Raw genomic sequence first — 9010 nt, 5'->3', positions numbered from 1 at the left:
ACACTGACCGGAAAGCCGCGAAGAAAAGGGAGAGGGCAGACGCCGCAGGCAGGCACCGATAGCGAATCCCAAGGGTTTGCCGGCCGTGAGTTGCTGCGCGAGGCGGTGGCCCGGCTGCGCGACGGCCGCTGGCTTGCCGTGGTCGCAGCCCTTGCCGTCCTGGCTGGCGCGATCGCCATCGCCGGGCGCATCGCCTCCGGCCAGGCGGCCGACAATCTGCGCGACACAGCACTTGCCGCTCTGCCGCTGGCGGCGGGAACGCTGACCGGCGAAATCGAAAAGCAGCGCCTGGTTCCCTTGGTGCTGGCCCGCGACGATGCTGTGCGGGGCGCGCTGCGCCGGGCCGGGAAGATGCAAGAAGCGGCCCTCAACGACAAGCTCAAGGCGATTGCCGGCGATGCCTCGGCCTCCGCCATCTATGTCATCGATACGGCAGGCATCGCCATATCAGCCAGCAATGCCGGCGAACCGACCAGCTTTGTCGGCATCGACTATAATTTCCGGCACTATTTTCAGGAGGCGATGGCGAAAGGTGCTGCCAGCCAATATGGCCTCGGCACGATCAGCGGACGGCCGGGACTCTACCTTTCGAGCCGCGTCGACGATAACGGCAAGCCGCTTGGCGTTGCGGTGTTGAAGGTCGAGCTCGACGGCGTCGAGGCAAATTGGCGTTCCAGCGGTTTCCTTGTCTTTGTCACCGATGAACGAGGCGTCGTGCTGGCCACCAGCCAGCCCGACTGGCGGTTTCGTGCGCTGGCACCACTGTCGGCCGAGGACGTGGCCGCCGCCCATGAGCAACTGCAATTGGCCGATGCTGCCTTCGAGCCGCTGCCGTTCAGACGCGGCGCCGGCGATGGCCTGGCGACGATCGACAACGCCGGAAAACCACGCCAGTTCGTCGAGGTGGTGCAGGATTTGCCCGGTGCAGTCCCAGGCTGGCGTCTGTGGCTGCTGACGCCCGCCGACGCTGCTCTCTCCTCGGCCGCCAATACGGCGCGCCTGACCACGCTCCTGGGCTTGCTGCTTCTAGGCTTGATTGCCTACGTGCTGACCCGGCGCCGGCGAACGCGCAGGCTGCGGCAGGAAGCGCTGGCGCGCATGAATGCCGAGCTCGAAAGCCGGGTCAGCACGCGAACGGCCGAGCTGACGCGCTCCAACACCGCACTTGCCGGCGAAATCGCCGAGCGCGAGAATGCCGAAGCCAAGGTCCGCCGACTGCGCGACGATCTCGCCCAGGCCAACCGGCTTTCCATCCTCGGCCAGATCGCCGCCGGCGTGGCGCATGAGATCAACCAGCCGGTCGCCGCCATCCGCACCTATGCGGAGAATGCAGGTCGTTTTCTGGACAGCGGCAAGACCGGATCGGCCAGCGGCAATCTGACATCGATCGTTTCGATGACCGAACGCATCGGCGCGATCACCGGCACCTTGCGCACTTTCGCCCGCCGGCCGGGCGTCGCCGCTTCGCCGCTGCCGGTGCGCGAGGCGATCGACGGCGCGCTGTCGCTGCTGTCAGGCCGCATACGCGATTCCGGCGTCACCATCGTCAGGCCGCGCGGCAATGCCTCGCCGGTGGTCATGGCGAGCCGCATCCGGCTGGAGCAGATCCTGGTCAATCTTTTGCAAAATGCATTGGACGCGATGAAGGACCAGCCCGATCCGCGCATCGAGATCGAACTCGCCGAGCGCGGTGATCGAGTGCTGATTTCGGTGCGCGACAATGGACCCGGCCTTGGTCCGGAGGCGGCCGGCAATCTGTTCATGCCGTTCCAGACCACCAAGGAGAAGGGGCTTGGCCTGGGGCTGGTGATCTCGCAGGAGATCGCCCAGGAATTGGGCGGCACGCTGCGGCTCGATCCCGGCAATGGCAGCGGCGCATCCTTCACCATCGATTTGAGGCGAATTGAATGACAGACGGATCAGGGCTGGTCGCGCTCGTCGACGACGATGCGGACCTCCTTCACGCCACCACGCAATTGCTCGAGCTTGCCGGCTTCACGGTGGTCGCACTCGACGCCGCCGAGGCAGCACTTGCCGTCGTCGACAGGAATTTCGAGGGCGTCGTCGTCAGCGATATCCGCATGCCAGGCATGAATGGTCTGCAGCTGTTCGATCGCATCAAAGCGATCGACGCGGATATACCGGTGATCCTGGTTACCGGGCATGGCGACGTCGATCTCGCTGTGGCCGCGCTCAAGGACGGCGTTTACGATTTCATTCCGAAACCCTATGCCGGAGAACGCCTTGTCGAGGCGCTGAAACGGGCGAGTGAGAAGCGGCGGCTGGTGATGGAAAACCGGCGGCTGCGCGAAGCCGCGGCATTGGCCGCCGACGGCCTGCCGCTGATCGGCGAGGCGCCTGCCATCAAGCGGTTGCGCGAGACCTTGCGCCAGATCGCCGACATGGATGTCGATGTGCTGGTCGAGGGAGAAACGGGAACCGGCAAGGAAGTGGTGGCGGACCTCCTGCACCGATGGGGGCGGCGGCGCGCAAAACCCTTCGTCGCGCTGAATTGCGGCGCTCTGCCGGAGACGGTCATAGAGAGCGAGTTGTTCGGCCACGAGGCTGGCGCGTTCACCGGCGCGCAGCGGCGGCGGATTGGCAGCATCGAGCATTCGAGCGGCGGCACGCTGTTTCTCGACGAGATCGAATCCATGCCGCCTGCGCTCCAGGTCAAGCTGCTGCGCGTGCTCGAAACGCGCAGCCTCACGCCGCTTGGCTCGAACGAGATACGGCGCATCGATCTCAGGGTCGTCGCAGCGACCAAGGTCGATCTCGGGCGGCCGGACCAGCGCGGCGATTTTCGCGAGGATCTGTATTTTCGCCTCAACGTGGTGACGCTGCGCATTCCGCCGCTACGTGAACGCCGCGGCGATATCCCGATGCTGTTCGGGCATTTCCTCGGCAAGGCGGCCGAACGGTTTGGCCGGCCTGTCGCCAAAGTGAATGCAGCCGTCAGCGATCATCTCCAGTCGCATGACTGGCCGGGCAATGTGCGCGAGCTCGCCCATTTCGCCGATCGCGTCGCGCTCGGTCTCGGCCCGGACGAGGAGATGAAAACGGTTCGCGCGCATTCGCCGGAGCCTGCGGCAGCATTGCCCGAACGGGTCGGCCACTATGAGGCGCAACTGATCCGCGATGCGCTACGCGACCATGGCGGCGACGTGCGCGCCGCCATCGACGTGCTCGGCGTGCCGCGTAAGACCTTTTATGACAAGCTCAAGCGCTACGGCATTGCCGCGTCCGAATTTCGCAATGGCGGCGATGCCGATACGCAACCCATCTCGGAAAAGCGATGAACACGACACTGCAAACGACGGCAAATCCCTCGCCGCAAGACCTCACTTTTCTCAGCGAAAGGCTGACGGCGTTCAACGACGGCGATGTCGGCGCGTCCGAAAGGCATGCGCTTGCGGTGTTCGTGCGCGACGACGCCGGCGCGGTCGTCGCCGGCATTTCCGGCTACACCGCCTGGGGATGGCTTTATGTGCAATGGCTCTGGGTGGATGAGCGGCTGCGTGGCCAGCACATGGCCGGCAAGATGCTGGACGCGGCCGAACATGAAGCGGTGGCGCGCGGCTGTCAAAACGCCTGGATCGACACCTTCAATCCGAATGCCGCCAAGGTCTATCAGCGCCAGGGTTATCAGCCCTTTGGAACACTTGCCGACTTCCCCGTCGGCCGCAGCCGCATCTTCCTGCAGAAGAAACTGGCTTAACCGGCGAGTTTTCCGCCCTGCATCGGCCGCGGTGCGCCGGTCGTGCTCGGAAAACTGATCGGCAGGCCGCGCAGCACGCGAACCGCGAGGAAGGCAAAGCATTCCGCCTCCACCGCGTCGCCGCTCCAGCCCAGGCTCTCGGCCTGCACCACCTCGACGCCGGCGCGGCTGGCCAGCATCGCCATCATGGTCGGATTATGGCGACCTCCGCCGCTGACCACCAGTTTCTTCGGCCGGTGCGGCAAGAGGTCGAGTGCCTTGCCGACGGCGCCGGCGGTGAACGCGGTGAGCAAGGCCGCACCATCCTCTGCATTCAGGCCGTCCGCCATCGCGGCACCGAAGTCGAAACGGTCCAGCGATTTCGGGTAGGCTTTGCTCAGATAAGGGTGCTGCAGCAGCTTGGCGAGCCGGGCCTCGTCGACCGTTCCCGCCCAGCCAAGCGCGCCGTCGCGGTCCATCTCGCCGAGCCCCTTCGACTTGATGAAATCGTTGAGCGGCGCGTTGGCGGGGCCGGTGTCGAAGGCGACGACATTGTCAGCGCCGTCCCACCAGGTGATGTTGGCGACGCCGCCGAGATTGAGTACGGCGACCTCGCCATTGGCACCGGCGCTGCGCATCAGCGCGGTGTGATAGACCGCGGCCAGCGGCGCGCCTTGCCCCCCGGCGCGCATGTCGGCCGAGCGGAAATCGTATGCGACCTTGGTGCCCAGTATGGCATGCATCAGCTCACCGTCGCCGAGCTGCCGGGTCTGGCCCAGCCGTCCAACCTGCGGCGCACGATGCAGAACGGTCTGGCCGTGAAAACCGACGATGCCGATATCGGCCATCGTCATGCCATAGCCTTCGACCAACTCCTTGACGGCCGCCGATTGCGCGCGTGTCAGGGCATCCTCCGCGGTGCGGAAGATCGCCGGCTCCGGCCCAACGAAACTCCACCCCCGCGCCTCCGTCAGCGTCTCTTCCAGCAGCGAGCGGATCGACGCGGGATAGGGCATCAGCCGGTAGGTGCCGAAATCCTCGATGCGTTCGCCATCGGTCTTGATCAGCGCGACGTCGATGTTGCCGTCCAGCACCGTGCCGGTCATCAGGCCGACGGCCCAGATTGGTTCCATAGTCGTTTCCTCGTTGAGCATGATCTTTTCCGAAAACCGTTTCCCACTTTTCGGGACCATGCTCCAGTCCCCATCGATGAGATCGCCGATAGCTTTGCGAAGCCTGACGATTCTACCGTCAAAATATCGGTCGGATGAATCCGGTTGGCGGGCAAGGTCCAAGCCTTGCCACTGTCGAAGCGGCGGTCTCGGTGCTGAAGGCCGAGCGGCCTTCGTAGCGCCACAGGCGATGCTGGACCGCGCAACGTTGGTTCTGCAGCCGTCTGGCTCAACAACCGCCGAGATGCCACCTCTTGCCTGTCAGCCCCGAAGGCGCGACCTTGCCTGATCTGGCGAACGCTTCCGCCGAAATCCGCAAGGAGTGAAAAATCATGGCATCCGATGTGGCCGTCATTGCAGGCGCCGGCGCTGGTCTGAGCGCCTCGCTTGCGCGCCTTCTCACCCAGGAAGGCTTTCGCGTGATTCTGGCCGCCCGCAATTTCGAGAAGCTCAGCGCTCTGACCGACGAAACCGGTGCGCTGGCCGTCGAGACGGATGTTGCCGACGTCGCGTCCGTCGCCAGCCTGTTCGACACTGCAGACAAGGCCGGCCCGCTGGCGCTTGCAGTGTTCAACGCCAGCGCGCGCACCCGCGGACCGATCGCCGAGCTCGATGCCGAAGCGGTCAAACAGGCATTGCTGGTCGGCGCCTATGGCGGCTTCCTGGTCGGCCAGCAGGCGGCGCGCCGGCTGCTTGGGCGGGGTTCCGGATCGATCCTGTTCACCGGCGCCACCGCCAGTGTGAAGGGATTTCCCGGCTCAGCCGGCTTCGCCATGCCGAAATTCGGCCTGCGCGGCCTGGCGCAGTCCATGGCCCGCGAGCTCGCTCCGCAGAACATCCACGTCGCCCACTTCATCATCGACGGCCAGATCGAGCCGGCCGGACAGGTGGCCGATCCCGGCCGGCCGGACCGCCGTCTATCGCCGGACGCCATCGCCGAGGCCTATCTTACAACCCATCCCCAGCATCGCAGCGCCTGGAGCTCGGAGCTTGAGCTGCGGCCCTGGGCAGAGACGTTTTGACAGTGCAGCTGATCGCCTAGGGGCCAACTAATCGCCTGGCGGGAAGTAACGCGATCCTTCCGCCATTCCTTTTACATTAGGTGATACTAATATTTTGTGGCGCTGAGCTGCTTATCCAATACATAAAAAAGCGCAGTGTAATATATACGTTTGTTTAACGTCGGTTGTGCATCTTGCTGGCTTTCCCGGTCTAATTGAGAACGCGTATGCCGGTTACACGTCGTACACTGCTTGCGGCCGGGAGCGGCGGGTTGCTGATCTCGCAAGCCCGGGCGGCCAACACTCCAGGACAGCAGGCGGAGAACGCCCCAACGCCGATCGCGAGCGGCGATGCCTTGCGCATCGCAATGCCGGCCTTCGCTTCCAATCCGTTCTTCCCGGCCGACGGATCGGGGGACAATGGCATAGACATGGAACTGGCCCACGGCATCGCCGCGGCGCTTGGGGTCGAGCCGGTGTTCGACCGATCCGCCGCAACGTTCGACGATATCGTCAGACAGGTCAGTTCCGGACAGGCCGACATGGCGATTGGCAAGCTCAGCAGGACGCTTCAGCGCGGCCGGTCGATCATCTATTCCCGCCCCTACGCCATGCTGCGGCAAGGGCTGATCGCCAACCGCCTCAACCTGGCGCGTATCGCGCAAGGCAAGCCGCCAGAACAGATTGTCCGTGATTTCTCAGGTGATCTCGGCGTGATCGAGGGCTCTTCCTTCGCCACTTATGCGGCCACGACTTTCCCACATGCGCAAATCCATCGCTTGGCAAGCTGGGACCTGATCATCGATGCGATCCGAAACGGGACGATCGACATGGCCTATCGCGATGATTTCGAGATCAAGAAGCTGATGGTCGACGATCCGTCGATGACAGTCGTAGCGCGCTCCATCACGCTGACCGACAAGGTCGATACGATCGCAGTCGGCGTGCGGCCGGACAATCCGCATCTCGCGGCCTTTGTCGATCTGTATCTCGACCTCGCGCGGGGTCAGCAGATTCTCAACACGGACGAGATCATCGCCCGCTATCGCCTGGGGAGCAAAGCCTGACAATGGCCATCTCCGACGTAGCCGGACCCCTGCCTTTCGATTGGCGTCTCGCGGCAAGGCGTATCTTGCGATCGCCGGTGACGACGATTGCGATGATTGCTGCAGGAATCCTGTGCGGCCTCTACTATCCAGACTTTGCCCATGCGATCAGCCCTGTCGCACAACTCTACCTGAATTTCCTAAAGATGGTCGTCCTGCCCTATTTGGTCTCATCGGTCATCTTCTCCATCACGGCGATGGTCCAGGACCCGAAATCGGTCCGCTACCTCGGTAAGGTGGGTATGGCCGTGCTGGTCGTGTCGTTCCTGGCCGTGCTGGTGAGCGGCACCTTGTCGCTGATCCTGCAGCCGGGCCAGATCGAGAATCCCCAGTCGCGCATCGAGCTTGGCGAGTTCATCAATTCGCAAGGCAGCGTGTCCACCGATCTCGCCTTCCCGTTCCAGCCGCCGCCCTCCAATGGGGATCCCAGCGGCGGGCATTCGATCCTGCTCGACCTGGTGCCGAACAACGTCTTCAATGCGCTGGCCTCGGGACAGACCATCCAGGTTCTGCTGTTCTGCCTGCTTTTCGGGCTCGCGATGGGGAAGATTCCCCAGCCCTCGTCCATGAGCCTGACGCAGGCGCTCAACGCGGTCTACAGGGCCTGTACGGTGCTGACCAACTGGTTCATCTGGGGGTTGCCCTTTGCAACCTTCATCCTGATCGCGGACCAGACCGCGTCGACCGGAACCAAGCCGCTCACGCTGATGGGCGGTTACCTGCTGGTGATGGGTTTTTCCTGCCTCATATTCGTTGCCGGCGCCTTTGCCATTATCGCCATCCGGTCGCGACGAAGCTACTGGACGACGATCAAGACCTGCCAGCCCCTTCTCATGGTGGCCATCACCACACGCTCTACGGTCGCCTCGCTGCCGTGGGTCATCAACCTTTTGAGCGAGCGCCTGCGGTTCAGCCTGGTGGTCGTGGAACTGCTGGTGCCGCTGCAGGCGGCTTTGCTGCGTACAGGCCCGGCGCTGCTCTACACTTCGGGTGCGCTGTTCATCGCCCAGCTCTACGGCCATCCGCTTGCAGTCCCCGACCTCGTGCTCGTCGGCATCATCTCGGCGCTTCTCGCGCTCACCACCGGCGGCATGGGCAGCCTGCTCATCCTGTCGCAGATGTCCATCGTCTGCGGCTACCTGAAGCTTCCCTTCGAGGCGGCGTTCGCTTTGTTCGTCGCGGTGGATGCGGCCGTGGACACGTTCATGACGCTGGCCAGCGTCTGCACCGTCGCGGCGAGCACGGCAATGATCGCTCCCAGCCACAGGGAGGCGACACAGCCTGAAACCGTCTCGGAACAGCTCGAAGCCGAGCCTGCCGGATGATCGACGACAGCATCCGTCCCCAGCTCGGCATTATCGGCGGCCTGGGGCCGCTTGCATCGGCTGACTTCTACTTCAAATTGACCCGGATGACCCAGGCGTTCAGAGACAACGAACATGTGCCTGCCGTGATCCTCAGCGTACCGCAGCTGCCCGACAGGACCGAAGCCATCCTTGCCGGCCATGACGGCCCGCTGGCGCCTTTGAAAGCGGCGGTCGCGACGCTCAATGCGCTCGGCGTCGCCTGCGTCGCGATGCCGTGCAACACCGCCCATCATTGGTACGACCAACTGGCGGCGAATTCGCGCGCGGAAATCATCCATATCGGCGACGCCGTGGTGGCGGAGACGCGTCGTAGCCTGGAGCGGGGCCGGGTTGCTGTTCTCGCCACCCAGGGCACGCTGGTCTCCGGCTTCTATCAGGACAGGATGTCGGCGGCGGGATTTGAGCTCTGCCTTCCCTCGAACACCGAATTTCAGGCGTGCGTCGACAGCGCGATCAGCCTCGTCAAGGCGGGTTCGATCGCGGATGCGGCGGTTGAAACCGAGCGCGCGCTCGACATCGCGCAAGCGGCCGGCGCCGATGCCGCCCTGCTCGGCTGCACCGAACTGTCGGTGGTGGCCGCCAGCCTCAACGACGTGAATGGATTGCTCGTCATCGACAGCAATGCGGCCCTGGCGCGAGCCTGCCTGACGCGATTAGGGTTCGGTAC

8 protein-coding genes are annotated in these 9010 nt (G+C 64.1%); 7 read left to right on the top strand and 1 reads right to left on the bottom strand.

From position 1 onward, the window contains the following. From ENZ74_RS12180 to ENZ74_RS12170, 3 genes are all read left to right on the top strand, one after another. On the top strand, positions 1-1911 hold a 1911-nt coding region (locus tag ENZ74_RS12180), incomplete at its 5' end, for a sensor histidine kinase (RefSeq protein WP_348630695.1). Next, positions 1908-3299, top strand: a complete 1392-nt coding sequence (locus ENZ74_RS12175; protein WP_063167596.1) for a sigma-54 dependent transcriptional regulator — start codon at positions 1908-1910, stop codon at positions 3297-3299. The genes ENZ74_RS12180 and ENZ74_RS12175, both read left to right, overlap by 4 nt. Next, positions 3296-3718: a GNAT family N-acetyltransferase gene (locus ENZ74_RS12170; protein ID WP_063167597.1), complete on the top strand. Its 423-nt coding sequence runs from the start codon at positions 3296-3298 to the stop codon at positions 3716-3718. Before ENZ74_RS12175 ends, ENZ74_RS12170 begins: the two co-directional genes overlap by 4 nt. Here the strand turns inward: ENZ74_RS12170 and ENZ74_RS12165 are convergent. Further along, positions 3715-4830, bottom strand: a complete 1116-nt coding sequence (locus ENZ74_RS12165) for an anhydro-N-acetylmuramic acid kinase (protein ID WP_063170182.1) — start codon at positions 4828-4830, stop codon at positions 3715-3717. The two genes, ENZ74_RS12170 and ENZ74_RS12165, sit on opposite strands and share 4 nt — an antisense overlap. A 371-nt stretch (positions 4831-5201) precedes the next feature. On the opposite strand from ENZ74_RS12165, the gene ENZ74_RS12160 reads away from it, so the two are divergent. From ENZ74_RS12160 to ENZ74_RS12145, 4 genes are all read left to right on the top strand, one after another. Then, entirely contained in the window at positions 5202-5891 is a 690-nt protein-coding gene (locus tag ENZ74_RS12160; protein WP_063167598.1) for an SDR family NAD(P)-dependent oxidoreductase, read from the top strand. A gap of 206 nt (positions 5892-6097) precedes the next feature. Continuing rightward, the gene (locus ENZ74_RS12155; protein WP_063167599.1) at positions 6098-6937 is read left to right on the top strand and encodes a transporter substrate-binding domain-containing protein; all 840 of its coding nucleotides are present in this window, start codon (positions 6098-6100) and stop codon (positions 6935-6937) included. 92 nt (positions 6938-7029) lie between these two features. Next, positions 7030-8301, top strand: a complete 1272-nt coding sequence (locus ENZ74_RS12150; protein ID WP_245441278.1) for a cation:dicarboxylase symporter family transporter — start codon at positions 7030-7032, stop codon at positions 8299-8301. Next, positions 8298-9010: amino acid racemase (locus ENZ74_RS12145; RefSeq protein ID WP_164761010.1), on the top strand; the 713-nt coding region annotated here is incomplete at its 3' end. The genes ENZ74_RS12150 and ENZ74_RS12145, both read left to right, overlap by 4 nt.

Origin of the sequence: Mesorhizobium sp. M7A.F.Ca.CA.002.15.2.1 (genome assembly GCF_003998715.1) — a bacterium.
Taxonomy (GTDB): Bacteria; Pseudomonadota; Alphaproteobacteria; order Rhizobiales; family Rhizobiaceae; genus Mesorhizobium; species Mesorhizobium ciceri.
This window is presented reverse-complemented; position numbering and strand designations above follow the sequence as displayed.